The sequence below is a fragment of the Vibrio sp. 10N.286.48.B8 genome (assembly GCF_003050085.1).
GTDB classification, from domain to species: Bacteria; Pseudomonadota; Gammaproteobacteria; order Enterobacterales; family Vibrionaceae; genus Vibrio; species Vibrio crassostreae.
This window is the reverse complement of the sequence record NZ_PIGD01000001.1, coordinates 483,210-505,488: the sequence shown is the minus strand read 5'-3', so window position 1 is coordinate 505,488 and position 22,279 is coordinate 483,210. Positions and strand designations below refer to the sequence as shown.

Sequence of the window (22,279 nt, the reverse complement as noted above, 5' to 3'; positions counted from 1 at the left end):
AAAAACTTAAATTATTATCAAATGGTCGCATTAAGCGGCCATTTTTGATCTTGGCCTCCCTACTTCTCAGATTTTACTGGTACAAATCACCTTTTAGTTGTGGCCTGTCGATACAAATTGGGCCTGAGAAAGACCGATTATCAGCGAGTGCATCTGTATAGGGTATTGCATCAAGTTCATACTGACATATGATGATTATCTTCTCGTTGTGTCTCATCTTATATACCCCTTCTAAGCGACAAAACTTTTTTCAAGATAAGCGCATGCTATAAAACGAAAATAACAGCCTTAAAGAGCTTGTTTGGCACCTTAAAATGGCTAAATCTTGGTGTTTTAAGTTACTGTTTTTATTGCTTTTTAATTTGGTGTTTTCTTAAGATCGTAATGATAGTCTTAGTTTAATTTCTTTAGGGGGCTAAATGGATACTAATAACAGCACTTATCATCACCACAGTTTTGCTCAGCAAGATTTATCAGAGCTTACATTTACAGCCTGCACGTTTATCCGTTGTGATTTCAGACGTTCGAACTTACGCGACGCAACGTTTATTAACTGTAAGTTTATTGAACAAGGCGATATTGAGGGGTGCCACTTTGATGTTGCCGACTTACGAGATGCAAGCTTCCAGAATTGCCAGTTGGCGATGGCGAACTTTAGTAATGCAAACTGCTATGGGATCGAACTGCGCGAATGCGATCTGAAAGGCGCGAACTTTACTCGAACAAATTTTGCCAATCAGGTAAGCAATAGAATGTATTTTTGCTCTGCGTATATTACGGGCTGTAACCTGTCATACGCCAATTTTGAACAGGCTTGTTTAGAGAAGTGCGAGCTGTTTGAGAACCGTTGGATAGGAACGTACCTTGGTGGCGCGTCACTGAAAGAGTCTGATCTGAGCCGAGGCGTGTTCTCGGAAGATGTATGGGGGCAGTTCAGTATGCAGGGAGCAAACTTATGCCACGCTGAATTGGAAGGGTTAGATCCTCGAAAGGTTGACACATCGGGGATTAAAATCGTCGCTTGGCAGCAAGAGCAGCTGCTTGAAAGTATGGGTATTGTTGTAATGCCTGACTGATTTTTTCATTCGGTTGTAGCCAACCACAGTCGCTAGAAGAAAAGCCCAAAGCTAATAACTTTGGGCTTTTCCGTATCTGGTAACCAGCATTTTATAATGATTTTTTAAAAAGAGAACGCTTGGTGAATAGAGAACTGATTGGCTGATTAGTGCATGCCTGAACGCATTTTGTCGGCCAGGGCAAAGAACACAAACAACACAAAAGAGACCAGAGCAACACCCAATGAAACCAAGATGGTTGTTGCGTCTTTTGATATCAATGGAACGACGATAGAAGCTAACGCTACCAACATAACAAGGATATGAACGATTCGTCCGATGATCGGGTTTTTATGACAGAATGAAGCCCATAGGTAACGCATTTTTAACACCAGTATAATATTAGTGGGTTTATTCTATTTTCTTAATGAGTGTTTTGTAAATAACATTCTGTTACAGGAACCTGTAAATATGACCTAAGTCGTTTTACTATAAAACTGGTTAAATAACATAGGTTTATTTGTATTCCATAGAATGTATATCACCTAAATGATAATCATAGTATTCCGTATTCTTTAGGATGGTAAGTTAAATATTGTTCGATTTTCAGTTTTTGACTTAAGATCTCATTTACTGAGTATTTTATTAAGAGCTCGTTTGCGTATGGATGTTGATGTCGTAAATATTAATCGAATTAGAATCAGCTTAGAGCCTATGATTTGTTTTATTTATCAAAGCGACTCCTCAAATTGAGAGCGAGGTAATCTTGTGAGTTTTTCTGTTTGATATACTCAGTACTCGTTCGATAAAGATGATGGAGATGATATGTCGAAAACCGCGAAGATCATTAATGAAGATAAGCTGGTAAAAAAAGCAGTTGAAGTCGGTTTTAAGATGGCAAAACTACAAGGTTTTGATTTGCCAAATTCATCCCAACCGATAAAGGTTAAAGCGGTGTACTTGTTCCTTGTTGAAGTCAATCAGATCACACCGTTACCTGACGATAAGCTTGATGGCGCGAACATCAAGAAGCGTTTAGCACTATGGCTTCATAAGGCACTGCCGGACAATGACCCGCTGAAGTAAGCTTGTATTACCTCATTTTGTATTTAAAACCTAGCGACCTTTCGCTAGGTTTTTTGCTTTTGGGTACAGTAAAAGTAGCCCCTAATATTCCCCCAAGCCTAACTTCATTCATATATTCGCCAACCTTACCTGCCATCAACATTAACGCGCATCATCTGTTCATTAGTTGCCTCAACGTACTTGTGATTACTCAGTACGAGGCCCCAAACTTGACAGCTTGGATCTTACTAACAACTATTAAGTTGATGATCTTCAATTCGTAATCCATCGATTTACCGAACTTGAATGATTAAGAGCATCGGTGTGGATATTCGTTATGACGTTTAGTCTGACTGAACAGGATAAATAGAAAGGAAAAACCTCTTATGATGTCTTTACTGTTTTTGTTGTTACTAGTGGCGATGCTATGCGCCTTTTTCGATAAGAAGACCGCTGCTTATGGCTTTTTTGCTAGCTCAGTGATCCTAGGTTTGTATTGGTTTAACCACCATGCCACCGACCCATTATCGATCTTACTGTAAGGAGCTAGCATGAATCGAAATCAGTTAACTCTCTTGAATACACTTGGCTTGCTAGGTATGACAGCCGTTTTGTTGATCGGCTTTATTCTTCAGTTTGTTCTTAATGAGTTGCCTTGTCCGTTATGCTTATTACAACGTATTGGCTTTGTGATGGTGGCGTTTGGCTTCATGTTGAATGTGGTTTATGGGCCTCAATCTCGCCACTATGGCATCGTCCTAATTGGCGCTTTATATGGTGTTGCTACCTCGCTAAGACAGGTCTCGTTACATGTAATTCCCGGTACGCCTGGCTACGGTAGCCCCATCCTCGGGATGCATTATTATACTTGGGCTTTTGTTTTGTTCACGGCCACTATCTTTGCGGTTGCTGTGATCTTGATACTAACGAATAAGATAGAAACTCAAGAACCATACAAAATGAGCAATCTAGGGCGTATTGCGTGCTTACTGGCAATCGTTGTGGTTGCGCTCAATGCTATTGCTACGTTTGCTGAGTGTGGGCCTTATCAATGCCCTGATAACCCAGTGAGTTATTGGTTGCTTAATCAAGGTGTTGGTTAGAGCCTATTAACTAACAACAAAGCCACAGCATACGCTGTGGCTTTGTTGTTTGTGTTTGCGCTTTTAATTGTATATGTAAACTGTTCGATGTGATTTCATGCTATACGACTTGTGCCGGTTCTGTCGGTTTTGCGGTTTCCCCTTTATCTGAGCCTTCGTTTGTAATGTGGTCATATTTTTCAGTGAGGTGGTCTTGGATCTTTTGGTGATATGCGCCGTTCAGCTTGTAAAAGCGGAAGTAGATGATTAGTGCAATGGCAAAGAAGAAAGCTGGTAGACCAACCATGATGCATTGCATGCCGAATACGGTTTCAGGGCTTTGCGTTACGTTAGGTACATAATCAACAGCGGTGAGCGCGATACCGATAAAGAAAGCGGCAAATGCCGAACCTGCTTTTACGACCAAGGTTTGCACTGAGTAAGCGATGCTTTCGCAACGAGAACCCAGTTTAAACTCACCGTAATCGACCGTGTCTGCCACCATGATGACGTTAAGTACCCAGAATAGCGCTGTACCAATTTGTAGAAAAACGCCGGCTGTTGATATCAGTAGAATGCTCTGTTTGTCGTACATGCCAACGTAGATGAGTACTGCACTGCCTAAAATAGGGAAAGAGGACGCACATGCCCACAGAACTCGGCGTGAAAACATCTGGGCAAGTTTAGGGAACAGCACCAGTGTGATGAGGTTAGCAATACCTGCATAAGCCATGTAGTAAGGGAAAAGTTCTTCATTACCCACCACATAAGTGAAGTAGTAAACCGCGAACGCTGTAATGATGTTGGTCGCGAGGTTATAAGACAGCGCCATACACAGAACACTGGTCAGTTGGTCGTTTTTGTAGATAAGCGCTAGAAGCTTTTTCAGTGAAACCTTTTCTTCGGGTTGTGTTGTGTCTAGGTTAGCCGTTGAATAGCGTTCTTTCACATTACGTAAAGTAATGAAAGTTGATACCAAGAAACAAGCGATCAACAAGAGAGTAAAAATCTGGAAGCCGAACCCTTTATCGTCCCCACCTACGTAGTTCACGAAAGGCATTGCGATAGCCGCAGTTACAATCCAAGCTAGGCTCGCAAAGAAGCGAGGGTATGGGACGAGCTCTTCACGTTCACGCTTATCTAAGGTGAGTGTTGGGACCAATGACCAAAAAGGGATATCCATTAGTGTGTAAGTCATGCCCCACAAGATATAGGTGACAGCGGCGTATGCGATTAACCAAGGACCTTCGATGTAATGCGCACTAAACACCATCAGAAGAACCACGGAGTTAGCCAGTGTGCCAATTAAAATCCAAGGTTTGAACTTGCCCCATCGAGTGCGAGTATTGTTGACTAACCACCCCATAATAGGGTTATTGACGGCATCCCAGATGCGTGCGACGAGGAAAATGGTGCCGACTGTAGCGGCAGAAATACCGACTACATCCGTGTAGTAAAACATTAGGTACATGTAGACGATGGTGATTGCGAAGTCTTTACCAAATGCGCCAAAGCCATAACTTAGCTTGGTATTCATAGAGATACTCATTGCCACTCCTTACGCCTCCTCGGTGAGAAGGCGTTGATATTCACGTTGTTGTATGTTTTTTTAGTATGAAGTTACTTGTTAACCCACTCTGGTAACCAACCCTGATGGGCTTCAATCAAGTCATCAACCAGCGCGTATATCTCTTCTATTCCAAGTACGGCGGCAGTATGAGGGTCAAGCATCGCAGCATGATAAATACGGTCGCGGTTTTCAGTGAGAATGGCTTCTGTTAATAGAGTTTGGACGTTGATGTTAGTTTGCATCAATGCGGCCAAGTGATTTGGTAGGCGGCCAGCTTTGATTGGTTGCACACCATTGGCATCGACTAAACAGGCGACTTCAACACAGCAACCGTGCGGCAGGTTATCGATTAAGGCTTCGTTTTTAACGTTGCCATAGATGACGCTAGGTGTACCCGTCCAGATAGAATTCATGATGGTGCTAGCGTATTCGTGAGATTCCTCAACGGTGATCTTATCGGCCGTTTTGAACTCTTGAAGGTCTTTTTTCCAATCGGCAATTTGTTCGACACAACGTTTAGGGTATTCATCAAGTGGCACTTTATAACGTTCGATTAAATCTGGACGATTTGGCTTGATAAAGTAGGGGGTGTATTCAGAAAAATGTTCAGAAGACTCTGTCACGAAGTAGCCAAGCTTCTTAAACATCTCATAGCGGACTAAGTTGGTGCAGCGACCATTGTGATAAATACCCGGCTTAGGCGCTTGGCCACTCTCAAAGGCTTCAAGTAGGTCTGGATAAATGTCGACGTACTCACCGCTTTCTGTTTTTTTCTCGAGGGTTAGGTAGTAAGCCATGTGGTTAATGCCTGCGCAGGTATAGCGAAGATCTGCGTAATCTAAGTCTAGGTCGCGTGCTAGTTCTTCTGCGGTACCTTGTACTGAGTGACACAAACCGACTTGTTTAATGTGTGGATACTTCTCGTACATTGCCCATGTGTTCATTGCCATTGGGTTGACGTAGTTAAGCATGGTCGCGTTCGGGCAAACCTCAGTCATATCTTCACAGACACTCCAAAGATGCGGGACTGTGCGTAGCGAACGCATAATACCGCCTGGGCCTAGTGTGTCTGCGATGGTTTGTTCCAGACCATGGCGCTTACACACTTCGAAATCTGTGACGGTACATGGCTCGTAGCCACCGATTTGAAAGGCTATGACAACAAAATCTGCACCTTGTAGTGCCTCTTTTTGATCTAAATGGCATGAGATAGAGCCAGTCGCACCGGATGATTCCATCAACTTACTGACGACAAGGTGAGACTCTTCTAATCGATTCTCATCAATATCCATCAATGCGACATGAGCATTTTGTAGTGCTGAACGGTGGAAAACGTCGCCAAGAATGTTCTTAACAAAAATGGTTGAGCCTGCACCGATGAATGTGATTTTAGGGCTTTGCATAGTGGGATCCTTTATCTCTCTGAGTTCTTTGTTGATACAGATAAATTACACCTAGAACCCACGTCGATTCGTCTCAGATAATCAAATAGCTCTCCCGTTTACTAATATTTTAAAATCACTGAATGAAAATCTTAGGAAATGGGATAACTTGCTGGCTTTTGAGGAGAGGCATTGTGTAACGAAGCGAGTTTTGTACTTAAGATGCTGACTCTAATCACATTGTGCTGATCTTATGAAATGGGGTATTTTGGCACTATGATCGCCTTCAGAGTTTTATTGTCGAGGAACTGCTAAAAGTCATTTATACGATTTCCTAAGGAACGAGATATGCCGCAATCAACCCCTGATACGCTGAGAATTATCACTTTAGATAAGTACTCGTCCGAGACAGTGTCGGTAAGCCCGCTTTCTCTCTATTCTTCCTATGAGAAAATCGATATCGAGCTTAGAGCTCCTCACTCCATGCCCGGCTATCATTGGCATGGTCAAATTGAGGTGAATATTCCTTTTGGGGACGATGTGGAATACATCATTAACGGCAGTCCAATCGTGGTTAAGAGCGGATCGATTGGCTTGTTTTGGGCATCGGTACCTCATCGACTCACCAATCCCGGCCAGAGCCATAATATGGGGATCATCAACATACCGATTCATCATTTTATGTCGTGGACTCTCAGTCGGGATTTAGTCAATCAGATAACTCACGGCAGTGTGTTGCAATCGAATTCTTGTTCGTTAGTGAGTGAATTTGAAATTGCCCGATGGGTACAAGAGATCAAGCATTCGTCAGAAAGTCGCCAGCAGTTGGCCATCGATGAAATTGGCTTGATGCTTAAGCGAATCTGCCTTGATGGTTGGCAACAACTGCTCGTAAATCGACAGGACAAATCGACTTCAAAAGGGGTGTCGAAACACTCTCAATTCTATGTCAGCCAAATGTTGGAATACATCGCCTCGCATCATAACCAGCCATTAACCGTGAAAGATATCGCAGAACATATTGGATTACATGCCAACTATGCAATGAACGTATTTCAACGAACGATGCAGATGACCATTAAGCAGTATATTACTGCGATGCGTATTAATCATGCTCGCGCTTTACTGAGTGATACGGACAGAACCATTCTCGATATCTCACTCACGGTGGGCTTCAATTCGAGTAGCCGATTCTATGAAACCTTCCAAACGTACATTGGCGCCACGCCGACGCAATATCGAAAAATAGCGAGGGAAGATCACCGGTGGAGTAGTCATGGAGCCAGTCCTGTCTACGACCTTGAGAAAGGCGCGTGTGATGGTAAAAGGCCGCTAACGGTCACCGATAATTTAAAGGAAAAGTGGTAAGTGTTTATTCCGTTGCGTAAAGATGGCTAATACCCTGAACTAGGGGTTAAGGGGTTAAGGGGTTAAGGAGTTAATAAAGCAGAAATAGCCCTTGATATCCCCCAAGCTTAACTTCGTTTACATAGTCGCCAATATCGCCGTTTGCATCGACTGGCCTCATTGGTTTTTTTAATGGAATGCTGAGTTTCGGTGCCGAGTAAAAGTCTGAGTTCTGTCCATGAAAGTCGGTGCGATAAAGGACACGGCCATGCTCAAACTCTCTCGCGAGCACCATCTCTTCTGGGCCACCTTCTACCGCGTAGTGATCCGATTGATAAACAAAGTAACTATGAGTTGGCAGTAATTGAACCTTACCGTTCGGCAGATCAGCATGTTCAATGTGGTCTTGGGCTGCGTTTCCAACAATCGTGTAATCGGCTGGTTGTGGGCTACTCGTTGAAAGCATCAAAGGGATGGCTTCAAAACCTTGAGGTATCGAATGAGTAGGGGATCCTAAATCAACGGCGAGTAATGCGGTTGGCCGATAAGCTATGTTCTTTGGTATACCACTTTTCCAGAAGTTGTCTTTGGTTGTATTGTTGCTCCCATATACGTAGCCGCTGTTCCACTGGTTGAAGTAACTGTGTTTGGGGTGGTAGTTGAGGTAAAAAATAGCGAGTGTTGAGTACTGGTCTTGTTTCCAGTTTTCTTCGTTGTTTCCAAAATATTCAACTCGGCCAAAATGCGTGGTTGCTTGAAATATCACATTTTTCTTGCCGTGTGCCAGCGCAGAATTATCCCAAAATTTAGACAGCCCTGCATAACCACTGAATCCTGTCGACGGGAATAAATAATGCTCTCTCAGATAGACATTTCCTGCTTTGATTAGGTGTGATTGGCCATGCCGACCATAAAGGTTGGCCGTTCCAATATTGAGCCCAACGATCGGATTACTGTCGTGCGCTGTTAGGTTCTGTAGGAAAGAGGTGAATTGAGTTTGGTAAACTTGGTCGGCGTCATCTGAGCCTACAATAAGCTCCATTTCACTGATTTTTCCACCCATATACACCTCAAACTGATTGTTGCCCATGAGCTTATTGGTGTCGTCGTTATACGCCCCGCGCAGGCCTTGCTGAGCCCAATGTTTGGAATAGTAAGCTTGTATTGCACTTAATAACTGTGGATTAGTTAGGTTGGTCAGCGCCCATGATGAATTTTGGTTCCACATTCGTCCAAAAGGAATGACGCGAGATTCCCAACGAAAGCGCGCCTTGGCCGATTTGTTGGTTCGATTCTGATACTCAGAAGGTGATAAGTAGTTATCTCTATTTAGATCCGCGGCTTGGTCAAAGCCGTGAATTTTCCGCCAATGTTTGGCTTTGCCGGATGACTTCGGATCTGTACTTGAAATGGGAAACGGTAGGTTCTTGATATCGAACTTAGGGAAACTGTCTTTTAATTGAACTTGATTTAAGCGAGGTCGAATATCGCTTGAACTACCTTGCCAGCGGATTCTGATAACGTATAAACGGCCGCCACCTCGCACAAATGTAGAACCAAAATACTGCCCGCCACCGTAGCTCTGGCCGCTGCCATCGTGAGTCGTTGCTCTGACCCAATTCGAGGGCAATCGCCAGTTTACCGCTTGGTTTTGAGTCATATTCTGTGTGTGATCGTTTATTATTTCTAAGCGAGCCCATGCCGTAGATTGGCCTAGAACATTCGTCGATGTTGGATATTCAATATGGAATTCTCCGCCTTGTGCAAAGCGTGAAAATTCGAATGTTAAGCTATCGAACTTCTCCGAATGGTAAACGTAGAGTGCTCCGCCACGTTCGAAATGTTCAAACACATCAGCATCCCAAGGCGGCTGCTGATAAAGTGCATAGCCCGCATGTTTTTCGTCTGCGGTATAGCCAACGATCATAGGCTTGCGGTTTAAAAGCGTATTTTCACCGTGCGTTGTATCCAGCTCTGCAAGAATAGTATCTTCTGAAAAGTGTAAGAAGAAGTCTTCGTAATCAATGTTGTTTTTCTCTGCCGTGTTTCTAATTTCGTCTTCCAACGCTCCCGAATTTAGTTCTAACTTTTGGTTGTACATATAACCGATGCTATTGGCTTTTTCGTTGTCACTTTTATTGCCGTAAGCCCCAAATACTAAATCACTGTTATCTATCTCCCAATCAATCACGTTGTCTGCTGATACAGCAGAGCCTTGCAAGTTGTTCCCTTGCTCATGCTGGCCGGGCAGCACAATGGCGTAGTTGGCTAAACTGGCATTTGGAAGTGCGAGGCTGATAAAGGATAGGAGTGACAATAACGAGGTACAGTGTTTTTTCATGAAGCTTCCTAGCTACGATGGGAGCCACCTTGTAGTGGTCAATAAATACCGGGGACTCGCTAAAGCAAAAATAACAAAATGTTCTCTGAGCAATATAAGCGTAGCAAACCCTGTCAAAGAACTTATCGTCTCTAACTTGACAGCTTAGAGGTTACTAACAACTATTAAGTTGATGATTTTAAATCCGTAATCCATAGATTTACCGAAGTTGCATGATTAAGGGCGTACGTGTGGATATTTTTATGACGTTCACCTTGAGTGAACTCGATAAATAAGGAGAGGATGCCTCTTATGATGTCTTTATTATTTTTGTTGTTACTTGTGGCGATGGTGTGCGGGTTTTTCGGCAATAAGACCGCCGCGTATGGCTTTTTCGCTGGCTCAGTGATCCTTGGTTTGTATTGGTTTAATCACCATGCGACTGACCCTCTATCAATCTTATTGTAAGGACCTAGCATGAATCGAAATCAGTTAACTCTTCTGAATACGCTTGGCTTACTGGGTATGACAGCTGTTTTGTTGATCGGCTTTATTCTTCAGTTTGTCCTCAATGAGCTTCCTTGCCCATTGTGTTTACTGCAACGAATTGGCTTTGTGATGGTCGCGTTTGGCTTCATGCTGAATGTGGTTTATGGGCCTCAACCTCGTCACTATGGGGTTGTGCTAATTGGCGCTTTGTATGGTGTCGCCACATCGTTAAGACAAGTTTCCCTACACGTGATTCCGGGTACTCCTGGTTACGGTAGCCCGATATTTGGGATGCATTATTACACTTGGGCCTTCGTGTTGTTCGCTGCAACCATATTGGGTGTTGCCGTGATCTTGATGCTGACCAATAAGGCCGAGTCCCATGAACCCTATAAAATGAGCAATTTCGGGCGCATTGTGTGTCTACTGGCGATTGTCGTCGTGGCATTGAATGCTATTGCTACATTTGTCGAATGTGGTCCTTATCAGTGCCCGGATAATCCGGTGAGCTATTGGTTACTTAATTAAGGGGCTGGTGGATAATTTCTGGATTTGAACAAAAAAGAGCGAGAGGCCAGCCTCTCGCTCTTTTTGTATGTAACGAATTTCCAAATCTGCGAACAGTTTAGATTAGCTACTTATGTGCTTAGCGATTCACCTGTTCAACAATCTCGCGTGTTAGGCGGGCAATCTCATCCCACTCTCCGTTTTCAACGAGCTTCTTATCCACCATCCAAGTGCCACCACAGGCTAATACTTGAGGCACCGCTAAGTAGTTATCGATGTTTGATGGCGTGATACCGCCTGTAGGCATGAGTCTAATGTCGCCGTATGGACCAACGAGTGACTTAACCATCCTGATTCCACCTGAAGCTTCGGCAGGGAAAAACTTGAGAGTCGTTAGTCCCATCTCAAGTGCTGCTTCAACGGTGCTTGGATTGTTCACACCTGGAATGATATCGATGCCGATCTCTTGGCATGCTTTAACTGTGTTCGGATTAAAGCCCGGTGATACCACAAAGGTCGCGCCCGCTTCTTTTGCTGCAAGTGCTTGCTCATGGTTCAAGATGGTGCCCGCGCCGATTAGCATGTCAGGCTGTGCTTGGCGAAGCAGTCGGATAGCTTCAACAGCGGCGTCTGAACGGAACGTAATCTCAGCCGCTGGCAACCCATTCTCAGCCAATACTTTGCCTAGAGGGATAATATCCTCTGCGTTATCAATGGCGATAACAGGGATAACTTTAAGTGCTTTTAGTTGTTCGTTAATTGTAGACATGTTTGCTTCTTAATATCAGTTTGAAAGGGTGTCGGTGATGTATTTTGGGATGATTGCGCCATGATGTTGAATCACCAATCCGGCTAATGCATTCCCTTGGTGGCAGGCTTCTGAAACAGAACCTCCAGCGAGGTAACAAGATAAGAAACCACCGTTAAAAGAGTCGCCTGCAGAGGTGCTATCAACCACAGTTTCGACAGGTGTTGTTGTGACTTTTATTGGCACATCTTTGGGGCTTTCACTGATCAAGCAGCCTTCAGCACCAAGCTTTACAACAACAGTTTTGACGCCGAGTGCATGCAGTCTTTTTATGGTGTCTTGTGGCTGGGCGTCTTGCCATAAAAGTTGCTCATCGTCGAAGGTGACCAAGGCGATATCTGTCGCTTTATAGGCAAGCTGATAAGCTTCTTTGGTTGCGTCTTGTGAGTCCCACAACTTTGGTCGGTAGTTACTGTCAAAGGCGATGGCCACGCCACGTTCACGTAGACCTTGGATGATAGTGAGCAACTTTAGCTGATCGCCATGAGGCAAGATCGCCAGAGAGATTCCACTCAAAAACACCATATCGACATCTTCAAGTTGGGCGGTTATTTTGTCGAAATCTGGGTGCTGTACCATGTAGCGAGCAGCCGAGTCATTACGCCAATACAGAAATGTGCGTTCACCAACGTCATCTAATTGAATCAGATACAGGCCTGGCGAGCGCTGCTCGTCAATCAGCACGAAATCAGTTGATAGCCCTTCATCCTGCCATCGGTTAAGCATCTCTTGGCTGATAGCGTCTGAGCCAAGCGCCGTGACATAGCTTGTTTGTATCGCTGGATTCGCAGTATTATTGCTACTCATGGGATTGCTAACCGCAGCGCTGCGGTTCAAGTAGATTGCCGCGTTTAATGTGTCTCCACCATAGCTTTGTTGCATGTTGCCAAATGGCGCGCCATTCAGTTCAATCATGCACTCACCGATGATTGCGATGTGGGTCATAATATAGCCTTAGAAAGGAAAGGTTGGATTGGTTCGTATGAAGAAAGCATGACCATAACGAGATACGGTCATGCTTTTTCGATTCTAATCTTACGGGAGTGAGACTAGCCGATTACTTGTTGTCTAGTTTCACGAACAACAGCGTTAGAACATAAGACAGTGCGAACACACCAACCACGCCCATTAGTGCTTGAATGAAGTTTTGCGTACCGCCTGCAAGGTAAGCCGGTAAGCTGAATACAGAAGAAAGAATGTAGCTGGTTAAATGGGTATCGATCGTTACCGAGATAGCACCGAACACACCTGCTGCTAAACTCGCGGTCATCATCGCTTTGGTGTATTTTGTTAGGACACCAAATAGAGCTGGTTCTGTGATGCCTAAGATAGCGGTAACGCTTGAGCCCATCGTGATTGAAGATTGCTCTTTAGAAACTGTCTTGCGTTGCTTGTGCCAGATTGCCATTGTCGCACCAGCAATTGCTATGTTACCTAAGCACATGATCGGCATAAGTAAATCCTTACCATACAGTGCAAAGTTGTTGAGGCTGATTGGTGTCATGCTGTGGTGAATACCAAATACGATGGTAATCGGGCGAGTCAGACCGAAAACAAAGCCTGTTAACGTCGGAGATATTTCCAGTAGTGAACTCATTACCCAACCCGCGCCATTACTTAGCCAGATACCCGCAGGGCCAACAAATGATAGTGTGATGGTTGAAGTCACCGTAAAGGCAAGCAGTGGTGTAAATACAGGCTTCGCAGAAGAAGGAACTAGACGGTCAACTAACGGAGTCACCTTAGACAATAACCAGATAGCGAGAATCGCAGGAACAATCGCGCCGCCGTAGTTAAGCAGTTCAATAGGAACCACGCCTAGCACCGTCAGCTCAGGTGCAGCGCCAGCGTCTTTTAGCATCACCGCTTTATCTACTAGCTTGGGGGCTAACATTGCAGAGGAAACAGCAAGCGCAATGTATTCGTTCACCTTAAATACTTTGGCTGCAGAGAAAGAGACCAGCATAGGTAAGAAGAAGAACACAGCAACAGAGATAGAGCGGAAGAAATAAACCGTGTCTGAGGTTTCAGAGATAACATTGGTTGCAATAAGGCCAGACAACAGGCCCATCAACATACCAGCGCCAGCGATTGCGGGTACAACTGGACCAAAGATGCCCGCGACAATGCGCATCACGCCTTGGAACAGCTTGCCTTTCTCTAGCTCATCAGCCGGATTAGCGTCAGCTTGTTGAGTGTTTGATAGCGCGTTGAACCACTTCTCTACCTCAACACCGATGATGACTTGAGTTTGACCTTGTTGAAGTACCACACCTTTCACATCTGCGATCTGCTTGATCGCTTCTTCGTCTACCAGTGACTCGTCTGATAATTTGAATCTCAGCCTTGTCATACAGTGCGTGATACTCACGATATTGTCTTCACCACCAAGTGCAGTGATTAATAACTGTATATTTTCTTTGAAACTTTTCTTCTTCGATGATGACTTCGAGTTATTAATAACGGCATCACTCTTTTCTACCATTTGCATACTACACCTGTTATTGGAATATATTTAACTCGAGAAATCATAACGACAACCAATTTAAATCCAACGGAGTAAAAAGAGATCTCAATCACATTTAAAATCTGAAAAATTAATTTTTCACCGTTTTTGGCCAATTGGTATGTTTTGTTTATCAAAAAAAAACACTTAACGTACCAATTATTTTTAGGCGAAAATTAGCGCTTGAAATGTGATTTTTAAAGCGGTTAGATAATAGGAGTTGACTTAAGTTTAGGTTATTTAATTGTGAAAGAAACTATTATATCTGATATCCATTGTATTATTACTAAACCAGACAGGCACAATCTCATTACTGTGGTAGTTGAAACGAATAAAGGAGTGACTGGGTTTGGTTGTGCGACATTCCAACAAAGACCGCTTGCTGTAAAAACAATGGTCGATGAATATTTAAAACCTATTCTTATTGGTAAAAACGCCAACAATATTGAAGACTTATGGCAAATGATGATGGTCAACGCTTATTGGCGAAATGGCCCTGTTATCAATAATGCAATTTCCGGTGTTGATATGGCACTGTGGGATATTAAAGCCAAATTGGCGGGTATGCCGTTACACCAGGTATTTGGTGGTAAGTCTCGTGATGCTATTCCTGTATACACACACGCGACTAGCGACACAATGGAAGGTATTTATGAACTGGTGGAATCTTTCTTAGACAAAGGCTACAAGCACATTCGTTGTCAGCTTGGTTTCTATGGCGGCGTTCCAACCGATTTACATACTACTCAAAACCCGACGGAAGGTTCGTACTACGATCAAGATCAGTACATGGATAATACTCTAACGATGTTTAAGTCGCTGAGAGAGAAATATGGTAACCAATTCCATATTCTTCATGATGTTCATGAGCGCCTATTCCCGAACCAAGCGATACAATTTGCCAAAGAAGTCGAGCAATATAAGCCTTACTTCATTGAAGATATTCTGCCGCCAAATCAAACGGAATGGTTGGATAATATTCGTAGCCAAAGCTCAGTTTCATTAGGTTTAGGGGAGTTATTTAATAACCCTGAAGAGTGGAAGTCTCTAATCGCGAATCGTCGAATCGACTTCATCCGTTGTCATGTTTCACAAATCGGTGGTATTACGCCAGCTCTGAAACTAGGTCATCTATGTCAGAACTTCGGTGTTCGTATTGCATGGCATTGCCCACCAGATATGACGCCAATTGGCGCAGCGGTAAACACGCATTTGAATGTGCATTTACACAATGCCGCCATTCAAGAACATGTCGAGTACAACGAGAATACGAACAAGGTATTCCCGAACGCTGCAGAGCCAATCAATGGCTACTTATACGCTTCTGAAATCGCAGGTATTGGTGTTGAAATCGACCGAGAAGTTGCAGCAGAGTTCCCTGTTATGTATCGCCCCCATGAGTGGACTCAAAGTCGCCTTCCTGATGGCGCGATTCATACCCCTTAACTCGTATTTTTAATATCAAATGGTCGCTATAAGCGGCCATTTTCTTATTTAATATATTTACCAGATATTACGTATTATCAAAAATTATATTTCTAGTATCACTAAATTAATGATACTAGATGTGAAATAGTATTAGTGGCTAATCTATAGCGTAATTAACTTATATCTATAAAAATTAACCATATTAAATCGAATTTAAAGGTTACTTCTTATCTCGGAAGCTCATGCTCTCACTGTTAAAAGGCGTGTGGTAGGTGCATTGGTAGTTGATGTCGATGATATCACTGACGATGAACAGTTCCCCCGATGCTAAGAAACCTCGGTTGGTGATATTCATCGCTGCCGCATTTTTTTTGCAGCCGAGCAACTCTGCATCTTCTTTAGATACGTTGATCGCTTGGTACGTTGTTAAGTAGCTATCGATCTGAAGACCTTTCGCTAGCGCATGCTTCTGGATTGAGCTTTCAATGATCTCGGCATTCATCTCTGGGAAGACGCTGACAGGTATCTTGGCTTCTTCTATCTGAACTACTTTGTTGTTAATCAATCGAAGCCGTCTAATTTTCCAAATGTAGTCATTGTCGTCTAAAGAAAAAATCTGCTGTTCGTGGTTATCGGGTAGCGCTTTATTCAGCTGGAGTTTTTTATAAGAGATCTCTTCAAAACTGTTTTCAGTGATGGAGTTGTACACCAGTGGTGTACCAATGAGAGAAGTGTTGACGAAGTAACCAGAACCCACTTTAGATTTCACCATGCCAATAGCCTCTAGCTTGGCTAGTGCTTTACGAATCGTGAAACGAGATAATCCATATATTTCAGACAGTTCTCTTTCAGCAGGAAGCTTATGGCTGATACTGTTTTGGCAAATTTTGCTCACAATATCTTGAACAACTAATTCATATTTTTTCATTCTAAAAACTTAAAAAAGCACTCATGGTGATTAAATTATAGTTAACTAAATCAGATACTCAGCGCATTCCGAGCTAGCCGGTAATTCTAACATAGAAGGCCAATTAGATGATGGGAAATAGGGTGTTTTGGAGGGTGAATTAGAGGGTTACTTCTGGGGAGGTGACTTTATTCTCTTTCTTGATTAGATAAGCGTGAAGGCGAGGTTACATGCAAGCAGACAATAAAAAAGCCACAGCATTTACTGTGACTTTTGAATCTAACCTGATTTGAAGAGGTTTAAGAGGTTTAAGAGGTTTAAGCGGTTGCAGATGCTAGGGGGGTCATCCGCTACGCCTAATATCTAATGAGTGTGGCTGCTATTTACCCACGAAACCGTTGTACAACATGTAAAGGTGCGCTGCACTCCAAGAGAAGTTATTCGCGCCCTGAACCTCACCCGTTTCTGGGTTGTAGTTTTCCTGAATCGGGGTAGATTCTGTTAGGCCTTGTGCATTTTGGAATAGCTTGTCGACCATTTGACGCGCTTCTACACCGTAGCCATAGTTGTCCATACCGCGCACACCAAAGTAGAACTGATCTAGCCACACGCGACCACGCCAGTAAATGTCTGGGCCGTAAGCCGGGTTGTCCATTGATGCCGTACCTAGCGGAATCTTAGGTGAGTTAAACTTGCTGGTATTCAGCATGTTCTCCACGACTTTGTCCGCGTGTTCTTGCGTCGCTGCATTGTTGAATAGCGGTGACCAACCTTCAGGGCCCATACCGCGTTTCACCAACACCGGCCCTGCACATTGGTTAGGGAGTCCATTTGGTACCACTTCGATATCGTAGTAGAAGCCTGTTGACTCATCGTACATACAACGGTTGATGTACTCTTTGGTGTCCGCTGCTTTTTCTGCAAACTCGGCCGCTTTGTCTGCTTTACCCAGTACGTCGGCGATTTGCGATAGGTATAGGTTATCTGAGTACCAGTAAGATGCTTGGTCTACCGACTCTTGCATCAATGAGTAACCTGAGAGGTTGCTTGAATCGTCAGTGTTCTCGTTGAACTTCACTTCCCAATCTTTCTTCGCTTGAGCCAATTTGTTCATGTTCTCAACTGAATCATCGAGGTAAGTCACCACTGAACTGTCTGTGTCCATAGTGATGTCATACGTATTGTCGAAACCATTAGTGTCATGAGCGTAACGACCCATTTGGTCTATCACTTCCGCTTTTTCTTGAGTCGGTTGTTCAGTTAATCCTTGTAGGTTGTCGATGGTGTCGATAAAACCGAACACGCCCGCGTTATCACGACCCGATTCCCAACCGGCTGCGACTTTCGCTGGGATACTCATTGCTGTGTAATCACCAGAAGTCAGCAATTCATTGTACTTCTCGATACTCGTTTCTTTGATCCACGTATCGCCATTCGCTTCGTCTTTATATTGGAACTTCATGTCGTCTACAGACGCGTCTGGTCCCCAAGAACCGTTATTCACATCATCTTCGAAAACGGTATGGATTGGATCTTTCGCTGCGCCATATTCCGGTATTCCGTTCTTGTTGGTATCACGAGCGCGTAACCACCAATCGTGGAATGCCACTAGCTTCGGATACATTTCTTCTAACCACTTTTGCGCTTCTTCTGGACGGTTATGCTCATCTTTCAGTGCGGTATACACTTCCCATACCGCCCATGCTGCCAGTGATGGCTTAGTATTACGCTCGTTCCAGTTCAAGCCATCTGTCGCTTGAGGGAACACTTTTTTGTATTCAGTAGACATGCCTTCCCAGCGTTCTGCTGGCAGGTTGTAAGTCACAACATCAAGCAGGTAACCTTCATCCCAAGGGCGCACTGGATCATCAGACTGCACTTGGTATTGGAATACAGTACGAATGTTTTCCATCGCTACATCTGGGTTGAAGTGTGACATTGCGTAAGCTTGCTTCCATGTATCCCACGGCCATGTCATGTTGCCTGAGAAGTAAGGAGCCGTAACGGAAGGGGTTACCGTGTCGTGGTCAATCGCACCCGCAGCTCCACGCCAGTTCGCGTTCAATGTTTCCATTGCTTTTACTGCAACGAACTCATGCTCTTTTGAAGCCGCATCGTTGGTGAGACCGTTTTCTAGGTACTCTTCCCAACGCATTGCTGAATCGTGCATGTAACCTTTTGGATCGGCCATTACTTTATCTAGTTTTGCAAACTCAGACGCTTGTTCTTTGGTGTTTTGAACGTGAGTGTAAGCCGTGTATAACGTGATCTCTTCGCCATCACCTAGAGAGGCTGTTTGCACGAAACCTTTCTTGTCATCATTGATGGTAGAAGTTTCTGGTTTGATAGAACGCGTCACTTCGAACTTTGAATCGCCAGATGTCAACAATGACCATGAATCACGAACTGCGCCAAAAGAGACTTCTACACCACTGTCTGTCGCTGTAATTTCACGGGAGTAAGTTGGGTAAGCTTCTTCAACACTACGGACTGTGCTGTCTTCATTCTTGTATGCCGTGCCATCATCCGCACGATAGTTTTGCATCAACTCACCATCCCATTCACCTTGAATATCTAGCTTATTGGGGTTTTTGATGGTGGTTTTTGCAAGAGAAGTACGATTAGTCACAAAACGCATTTCTAGCTCGGCTTCGATACCGTTCTCGCCTGTATACGTTTGAATCAACGCACCTGGTTGTGAGTATGCGTTTGTCAATTCTAGCGGCATTGGCTGGCCGTCGACAGCCAGAGTCAAACGGTCGAAACGTGCAGCCATGAATGATACGTATTCTTCGGTCAATAGCGCTGTACCACCTAGTGTGATTTCACCACCTTTGGTGTCTAACGTGTGGCCATGCCATGAGCCGTTATCGAACATTGGAATGTAGCGCAGGTGGCCGCCGTGTAAATCACGCAATGCCACAGGTACACCTGCACGATCGATGGTGTTGTGGAATTCGGTTGCTTTAAGTGGAGCATCCACATTCGAGCTATTATCACTACTGTTGCACCCGCTTAGTGTTAGAGCAACCCCGACAGCAACCGCACATAAAGACGTTTTAAACTGCATGTTATATCCTTCTTTATTGATTTTTGAATCTGATCAGGCGAAAAAAGGTCGAGACATGCCCTGCCGAGTTTCGTGAAGAAGATTCAACCTTATTTATTTCACTTATTGGTATGAGAAAAGAGCGCTATTTGCGTCTATTCTTTCTTTATTCAACTTGTTTAAATAACAAGTTATTAATTATTGAACAATATTGTGCCTTGATGGATTACGACTAGATTCCTTATCAATCAAATATAAATTATTATTAGTGCGTGTTAATCATTATTCGTTTGCCATCGATATGGATTTTAATAATTCACCGTCAATATTTGGGATCGTATCAGAAAGAAATATCTGATTGCCTGGAGTGTAGGTCATTAACACATTTCTGAGTCGTTCACTGCCTTCTCCATTCTTGTTTTGTACATCAAATTCAATCAGTTTGTTGTACACTTCGTTAGCCAGCTTCTCTTCTTGTTCTTCAGTAATAGCAATGCGTCCTATACAGATCGGAGGGCGCACGTCATGGCTGAATACTTCATCTCTAAAGCGCTTAGCAAACAACGTATCAAGCTTAGATCCTTCTTCAAAAATAAAACGGCCTTGATCTTTGAAGCGGTATTGGTCTTCGCCTTTTAATTCAACGTAGTCCATCATTTCTAATGCTCGAAAATATATGGCTACTGACGTATGACTCAGTTGATATTTATTGGCAATATCTTGTGGTGACCATTTTTTTCGTCGCAATAGATACAAAAAATCAAACAAGTACGGATATTGATGGAATATTTCACTATTTATATCCGTAATAAACTGTTCGTTCTCTTGCTGTAACTGTTTGCCTCGCATAGATAATTCTACTAAGTCAGTATCTAAATGAGTTGCGTACGAGAGTATTTTATCCAGCCCTAAAGACGTGTTGTGTAGTTGTCTTTTAATGGTTGAGAGAGGAATTCCCATCCCGGCAGAGAGATCGGAATAACAAATCCCTTTCTCTTTGATTTTTTCTCGTAAAGCAGCAAGTAAATACGTTGCAGAATTATTCATCTAACAATGCCTGTTCTATTTTCGTCAGTATCCTTGATAATAAATTCAAGAGAATCCTACTCTTGTGATTTTGGTTCCAAATATTTTCAATATTAACTATGAGTTGAGTTTTGCAAATTTGAGAATTTTACTTGTTGTTTATTGAACAAGTTTTACTCAATGTTACTAACGTTTAACTCATTATCAGTATGGGGGGAGTATAATTGTTTTGATGCGTAAAATTAAGTTAATGGTGGTTTTTAGTAAAAATTTTCTTACGAGAGATTAATTTGTTGGGTGGGCAGTATCAATAAGTTGTACTTGGGAATTTAGTTTAGATTGATATCACAAAGTATTCGTGATTGACTGGTATTTTATTGAGGAGGTGACCAGTGAAAATATTGTTATAAGGAGTAAGGAGGTTAGTTAAATGGGGAGTGTAATTATTGAAGCGTAATCATATTATATAGTTATTTCTTAAACTTCCTATATATTTGTCCTATTTATTACTCGATCTTTAATTTACTTGGTATCTCACCTTGCTCTCTCTTGGCTTGATAGGCGGAAGGGTGGAAGGGCGAAATTGTCTGCAAGCTGAGAATAAAAAAGCACGCCCAATAGGATGTGCTTTGAGTGTTTGAGCTTTGTTAGTTGCAAGCTACATAGCTAAGTTTTCATTTCTTAACTTGGTGAGTGCTTTTAGATGGCCCTGTCTTTTAAGTTCGCCAAGCGCGTTATGACTGAGCAAGACTATTCGATCTCAGATATTGCGCTTCACTTGGGATACGCAGATGCCTCACAATTTATAAGAGCGTTTAAGCGAGCGAACGGAATAACACCACTTCAATGGAAAAAGATCAATAAAGGTATAGGTGTATAGCGCTTCTAAAGCACCAACCATATTCTCTTCAGAAGCCGATTTGTGTTAGTTATTTCTTAGTTTATTGATATTGAGAAGGCCGTCGTAATGATGGCCTTTTTTGTACTCTATTGATTGTATATTCTACCCAAGGCTTTTAATTTATAAACGTTCGCTATGAATCTTGATGTGCGGCACTTTGTGTCGCTTTTCCATCAATGACATGGTGATAACGGGAGTGTGTATGAGTTCTAATGAAATCAAAAATGTGGTGTTTGATGTAGGCAATGTCATTGTGCGTTGGGCACCTCTGGAAATTGCCCGGCTTACTTTTGGTGATACTGAAGAATTGGAGTCTCGAGCTCGTTCTATTTTTCAAAGTACGATTTGGTTGGATTTGAACAAAGGATTCTTGACCGAAAGTGAGGCCAAGCTTCGTTATCAACAAGAACTCAACTTGTCCCCGTTAGAGTGCGATCGCCTGTTCTATTACGTTAAGCAAACGCAGATCTTACTGCACGGTTCAGTTGAACTCATCGAGCGAGTAAAGCGATCGGGCTATGATGTGTACGCGCTTACTGACAATGTGGTCGAAATTGTTGAATATTTAAAAAATACCTATCAGTTTTGGGCGTTGTTTGATGGTGCGGCAGTATCTGCTGAATTGGGCATGCTTAAGCCACAACCTGAAATCTACCAAGCGCTGTTATCTAATAATGGGCTTGAAGCTTCAGAAACCGTCTTCATCGATGATATGCCCTATAACGTTGAAGGGGCAAAGGCTGTAGGCATAGCTGGTATTCAGTTTACCGATGCCGCTCAGTGTGAAAACAGCTTGCAGGCGCTTGGCGTTAATTTAATAGATTGACACCTTGGCGA

The 22,279-nt window shown here is 43.2% G+C and carries 19 protein-coding genes and 1 pseudogene; 10 read left to right on the top strand and 10 right to left on the bottom strand.

Annotation, left to right across the window (positions count from 1 at the left end; translation table 11 throughout):
• Nucleotides 1-419 precede the first annotated feature (419 nt).
• On the top strand, nt 420-1,076 hold the full coding sequence (locus CWO08_RS02095; RefSeq protein WP_055319277.1) for a QnrS family quinolone resistance pentapeptide repeat protein: 657 nt from the start codon (nt 420-422) through the stop codon (nt 1,074-1,076).
• A 146-nt stretch (nt 1,077-1,222) separates the two neighbouring features.
• Here the strand turns inward: CWO08_RS02095 and CWO08_RS02090 are convergent, their stop codons facing one another.
• Complete coding sequence (locus CWO08_RS02090; RefSeq protein WP_108019703.1) at nt 1,223-1,438, bottom strand: hypothetical protein; 216 nt, start codon at nt 1,436-1,438, stop codon at nt 1,223-1,225.
• A gap of 442 nt (nt 1,439-1,880) precedes the next feature.
• Between CWO08_RS02090 and CWO08_RS02085 the strand changes: the two genes are divergently transcribed.
• From CWO08_RS02085 to CWO08_RS02080, 3 genes are all read left to right on the top strand, one after another.
• Nucleotides 1,881-2,141 carry a DUF5062 family protein gene (locus tag CWO08_RS02085; RefSeq protein ID WP_017061084.1) on the top strand — a complete coding sequence of 87 codons (261 nt, stop codon included), beginning with the start codon at nt 1,881-1,883 and terminating at the stop codon, nt 2,139-2,141.
• Nucleotides 2,142-2,506: 365 nt separating this feature from the next.
• Nucleotides 2,507-2,662 carry a DUF5993 family protein gene (locus CWO08_RS23905; protein WP_017061085.1) on the top strand — a complete coding sequence of 52 codons (156 nt, stop codon included), beginning with the start codon at nt 2,507-2,509 and terminating at the stop codon, nt 2,660-2,662.
• Between the two features lie 9 nt (nt 2,663-2,671).
• On the top strand, nt 2,672-3,223 hold the full coding sequence (locus CWO08_RS02080) for a disulfide bond formation protein B (protein ID WP_102433561.1): 552 nt from the start codon (nt 2,672-2,674) through the stop codon (nt 3,221-3,223).
• A gap of 100 nt (nt 3,224-3,323) precedes the next feature.
• On the opposite strand, the gene melB is transcribed toward CWO08_RS02080, so the two are convergent.
• Complete coding sequence (melB, locus tag CWO08_RS02075; protein ID WP_108019701.1) at nt 3,324-4,751, bottom strand: melibiose:sodium transporter MelB; 1,428 nt, start codon at nt 4,749-4,751, stop codon at nt 3,324-3,326.
• A 71-nt stretch (nt 4,752-4,822) separates the two neighbouring features.
• Nucleotides 4,823-6,175: an alpha-glucosidase/alpha-galactosidase gene (locus tag CWO08_RS02070; RefSeq protein ID WP_108019699.1), complete on the bottom strand. Its 1,353-nt coding sequence runs from the start codon at nt 6,173-6,175 to the stop codon at nt 4,823-4,825.
• Between the two features lie 327 nt (nt 6,176-6,502).
• Here CWO08_RS02070 and melR point away from each other — a divergent pair, with 327 nt between their 5' ends.
• Nucleotides 6,503-7,522 (top strand): transcriptional regulator MelR, encoded by a 1,020-nt coding sequence (melR, locus tag CWO08_RS02065; RefSeq protein ID WP_102433564.1) that lies wholly within the window; start codon nt 6,503-6,505, stop codon nt 7,520-7,522.
• Between the two features lie 70 nt (nt 7,523-7,592).
• On the opposite strand, the gene CWO08_RS02060 is transcribed toward melR, so the two are convergent.
• On the bottom strand, nt 7,593-9,842 hold the full coding sequence (locus tag CWO08_RS02060; protein ID WP_108019697.1) for a hypothetical protein: 2,250 nt from the start codon (nt 9,840-9,842) through the stop codon (nt 7,593-7,595).
• 291 nt (nt 9,843-10,133) lie between these two features.
• On the opposite strand from CWO08_RS02060, the gene CWO08_RS23900 reads away from it, so the two are divergent.
• Together CWO08_RS23900 and CWO08_RS02055 are read left to right on the top strand one after the other, a co-directional pair.
• Nucleotides 10,134-10,289, top strand: a complete 156-nt coding sequence (locus CWO08_RS23900) for a DUF5993 family protein (RefSeq protein ID WP_029223582.1) — start codon at nt 10,134-10,136, stop codon at nt 10,287-10,289.
• Nucleotides 10,290-10,298: 9 nt separating this feature from the next.
• Nucleotides 10,299-10,838: a disulfide bond formation protein B gene (locus CWO08_RS02055; RefSeq protein ID WP_102433566.1), complete on the top strand. Its 540-nt coding sequence runs from the start codon at nt 10,299-10,301 to the stop codon at nt 10,836-10,838.
• Nucleotides 10,839-10,956: 118 nt separating this feature from the next.
• On the opposite strand, the gene CWO08_RS02050 is transcribed toward CWO08_RS02055, so the two are convergent.
• The 3 genes from CWO08_RS02050 to CWO08_RS02040 all read right to left on the bottom strand — a co-directional run bounded on the left by CWO08_RS02050 (nt 10,957) and on the right by CWO08_RS02040 (nt 14,116).
• On the bottom strand, nt 10,957-11,586 hold the full coding sequence (locus CWO08_RS02050) for a bifunctional 4-hydroxy-2-oxoglutarate aldolase/2-dehydro-3-deoxy-phosphogluconate aldolase (protein WP_108019695.1): 630 nt from the start codon (nt 11,584-11,586) through the stop codon (nt 10,957-10,959).
• Between the two features lie 15 nt (nt 11,587-11,601).
• On the bottom strand, nt 11,602-12,570 hold the full coding sequence (locus tag CWO08_RS02045; protein WP_108019694.1) for a sugar kinase: 969 nt from the start codon (nt 12,568-12,570) through the stop codon (nt 11,602-11,604).
• Nucleotides 12,571-12,682: 112 nt separating this feature from the next.
• A complete protein-coding gene (locus tag CWO08_RS02040; RefSeq protein ID WP_108019692.1) occupies nt 12,683-14,116 on the bottom strand; it encodes a PTS transporter subunit EIIC in 1,434 nt (477 codons plus the stop codon).
• 261 nt (nt 14,117-14,377) lie between these two features.
• On the opposite strand from CWO08_RS02040, the gene CWO08_RS02035 reads away from it, so the two are divergent.
• Nucleotides 14,378-15,577, top strand: a complete 1,200-nt coding sequence (locus CWO08_RS02035; protein WP_108019690.1) for an enolase C-terminal domain-like protein — start codon at nt 14,378-14,380, stop codon at nt 15,575-15,577.
• Nucleotides 15,578-15,779: 202 nt separating this feature from the next.
• On the opposite strand, the gene CWO08_RS02030 is transcribed toward CWO08_RS02035, so the two are convergent.
• The 3 genes from CWO08_RS02030 to CWO08_RS02020 all read right to left on the bottom strand — a co-directional run bounded on the left by CWO08_RS02030 (nt 15,780) and on the right by CWO08_RS02020 (nt 20,562).
• Entirely contained in the window at nt 15,780-16,487 is a 708-nt protein-coding gene (locus tag CWO08_RS02030) for a GntR family transcriptional regulator (protein ID WP_017078485.1), read from the bottom strand.
• A gap of 358 nt (nt 16,488-16,845) precedes the next feature.
• Nucleotides 16,846-19,536: an alpha-glucosidase gene (ygjK, locus tag CWO08_RS02025; protein ID WP_108019688.1), complete on the bottom strand. Its 2,691-nt coding sequence runs from the start codon at nt 19,534-19,536 to the stop codon at nt 16,846-16,848.
• 261 nt (nt 19,537-19,797) lie between these two features.
• Nucleotides 19,798-20,562, bottom strand: coding sequence for a transcriptional regulator (locus CWO08_RS02020; protein ID WP_048660889.1), 765 nt, complete (start codon nt 20,560-20,562; stop codon nt 19,798-19,800).
• Nucleotides 20,563-21,250: 688 nt separating this feature from the next.
• Here CWO08_RS02020 and CWO08_RS02015 point away from each other — a divergent pair.
• A pseudogene (locus CWO08_RS02015) lies at nt 21,251-21,421 on the top strand (helix-turn-helix domain-containing protein); the annotation flags it as partial.
• Nucleotides 21,422-21,644: 223 nt separating this feature from the next.
• Nucleotides 21,645-22,268 carry an HAD family phosphatase gene (locus tag CWO08_RS02010; protein ID WP_108019685.1) on the top strand — a complete coding sequence of 208 codons (624 nt, stop codon included), beginning with the start codon at nt 21,645-21,647 and terminating at the stop codon, nt 22,266-22,268.
• Nucleotides 22,269-22,279: the final 11 nt, after the last annotated feature.

What these genes read in the sequence shown, in the direction of transcription:
- CWO08_RS02095 (WP_055319277.1), top strand. Translation starts at nt 420, where the DNA reads ATGGATACTAATAACAGCACTTATCATCACCACAGTTTTGCTCAGCAA.
- CWO08_RS02090 (WP_108019703.1), bottom strand. Translation starts at nt 1,438, where the DNA reads ATGCGTTACCTATGGGCTTCATTCTGTCATAAAAACCCGATCATCGGA.
- CWO08_RS02085 (WP_017061084.1), top strand. Translation starts at nt 1,881, where the DNA reads ATGTCGAAAACCGCGAAGATCATTAATGAAGATAAGCTGGTAAAAAAA.
- CWO08_RS23905 (WP_017061085.1), top strand. Translation starts at nt 2,507, where the DNA reads ATGATGTCTTTACTGTTTTTGTTGTTACTAGTGGCGATGCTATGCGCC.
- CWO08_RS02080 (WP_102433561.1), top strand. Translation starts at nt 2,672, where the DNA reads ATGAATCGAAATCAGTTAACTCTCTTGAATACACTTGGCTTGCTAGGT.
- melB (WP_108019701.1), bottom strand. Translation starts at nt 4,751, where the DNA reads ATGAGTATCTCTATGAATACCAAGCTAAGTTATGGCTTTGGCGCATTT.
- CWO08_RS02070 (WP_108019699.1), bottom strand. Translation starts at nt 6,175, where the DNA reads ATGCAAAGCCCTAAAATCACATTCATCGGTGCAGGCTCAACCATTTTT.
- melR (WP_102433564.1), top strand. Translation starts at nt 6,503, where the DNA reads ATGCCGCAATCAACCCCTGATACGCTGAGAATTATCACTTTAGATAAG.
- CWO08_RS02060 (WP_108019697.1), bottom strand. Translation starts at nt 9,842, where the DNA reads ATGAAAAAACACTGTACCTCGTTATTGTCACTCCTATCCTTTATCAGC.
- CWO08_RS23900 (WP_029223582.1), top strand. Translation starts at nt 10,134, where the DNA reads ATGATGTCTTTATTATTTTTGTTGTTACTTGTGGCGATGGTGTGCGGG.
- CWO08_RS02055 (WP_102433566.1), top strand. Translation starts at nt 10,299, where the DNA reads ATGAATCGAAATCAGTTAACTCTTCTGAATACGCTTGGCTTACTGGGT.
- CWO08_RS02050 (WP_108019695.1), bottom strand. Translation starts at nt 11,586, where the DNA reads ATGTCTACAATTAACGAACAACTAAAAGCACTTAAAGTTATCCCTGTT.
- CWO08_RS02045 (WP_108019694.1), bottom strand. Translation starts at nt 12,570, where the DNA reads ATGACCCACATCGCAATCATCGGTGAGTGCATGATTGAACTGAATGGC.
- CWO08_RS02040 (WP_108019692.1), bottom strand. Translation starts at nt 14,116, where the DNA reads ATGCAAATGGTAGAAAAGAGTGATGCCGTTATTAATAACTCGAAGTCA.
- CWO08_RS02030 (WP_017078485.1), bottom strand. Translation starts at nt 16,487, where the DNA reads ATGAAAAAATATGAATTAGTTGTTCAAGATATTGTGAGCAAAATTTGC.
- ygjK (WP_108019688.1), bottom strand. Translation starts at nt 19,536, where the DNA reads ATGCAGTTTAAAACGTCTTTATGTGCGGTTGCTGTCGGGGTTGCTCTA.
- CWO08_RS02020 (WP_048660889.1), bottom strand. Translation starts at nt 20,562, where the DNA reads ATGAATAATTCTGCAACGTATTTACTTGCTGCTTTACGAGAAAAAATC.
- CWO08_RS02010 (WP_108019685.1), top strand. Translation starts at nt 21,645, where the DNA reads ATGAGTTCTAATGAAATCAAAAATGTGGTGTTTGATGTAGGCAATGTC.